The sequence below is a fragment of the Romboutsia sp. 13368 genome (genome assembly GCF_018336475.1).
GTDB lineage: Bacteria > Bacillota > Clostridia > Peptostreptococcales > Peptostreptococcaceae > Romboutsia.
In genome coordinates this window covers 2,130,565-2,131,598 of sequence record NZ_CP048741.1, presented here as the reverse complement: position 1 = coordinate 2,131,598, position 1,034 = coordinate 2,130,565, and the positions used below count along the sequence as shown (strand labels likewise).

Here is a 1,034-nt window from a genome sequence, read left to right as displayed (position 1 = left end):
GAGAAGTCAGAAAGTAAATTAGATGTGGAAAAATTAATACAAGATGCAATAGATAATATTGAAATTGAAGATATAGAATTTTAATATAAATTTATAGGAAAAGTAATAAAAGACTATCTTGAATTTAAGATAGTCTTTATTGTTTACTTAGATTTAGTATTAAATACGTTAACACCGAACTTTTCTACTATTTCACTAGCTCTAGCCACATCTTCGCTAGTAGCATCTTCAATATGTTTTAATTCATAATTTAATCCCATACTTTCCCATTTATGAACGCCTATAGAATGATATGGTAAGAATTCAAATCTTTCTACGTTATTAAGTTTAGATACGAATCCACCTAATGCTTCTAAATTCTCTTTAGTATCTGTTATACCTGGAACTAATACGTGTCTTATCCAAACTGGGATATTTCTTTCATCTAAATGTTTAGCTAATTTTAGAGCTTTTTCTACTCCAACACCGGTTAAATTTTTAGATTCTTCTTCTATCATATGTTTTAAATCAAGTAATACAAGGTCTGTATTATCTAATATAGGGTCTATAACATCTATGTTAACAAATCCAGATGTGTCTAGACATGTATGAATATTATTTTTCTTTGCTTTTATAAATAACTCTTTTAAAAACTCAGGTTGTAAAGTTGCTTCACCACCAGATACAGTTATTCCACCACCTGAAGCATTCATATATGATTTATATTTTGAAGCTTGAGCGATTATTTCATCTGTTGTATATTCTGTTCCTGATTTTACATCCCAAGTATCTCTATTGTGACAATACTTACATCTTAATGGACATCCTTGCATAAATAGTATAAATCTTATTCCTGGACCATCTACTGTTCCAAATGTTTCTATTGAATGAACTCTTCCTTTTACCATAATAGTCACCTCTAAGCTGATTTTAATTAATTTATTACAATGTAATATAATATACTGTATACAAAACTATACAATTAAATTATATGATATTACAGATTTTAAGTCTATATAAACTGTTAAGAAATTATTACTTATATATTTTATATA

1 protein-coding gene is annotated in these 1,034 nt (G+C 27.1%); it reads right to left on the bottom strand.

Annotated elements, in window-relative coordinates; all coding sequences use genetic code 11:
* Positions 1-143 precede the first annotated feature (143 nt).
* Positions 144-887 (bottom strand): pyruvate formate-lyase-activating protein, encoded by a 744-nt coding sequence (pflA, locus tag G3997_RS08890; protein ID WP_296645425.1) that lies wholly within the window; start codon positions 885-887, stop codon positions 144-146.
* Positions 888-1,034: the final 147 nt, after the last annotated feature.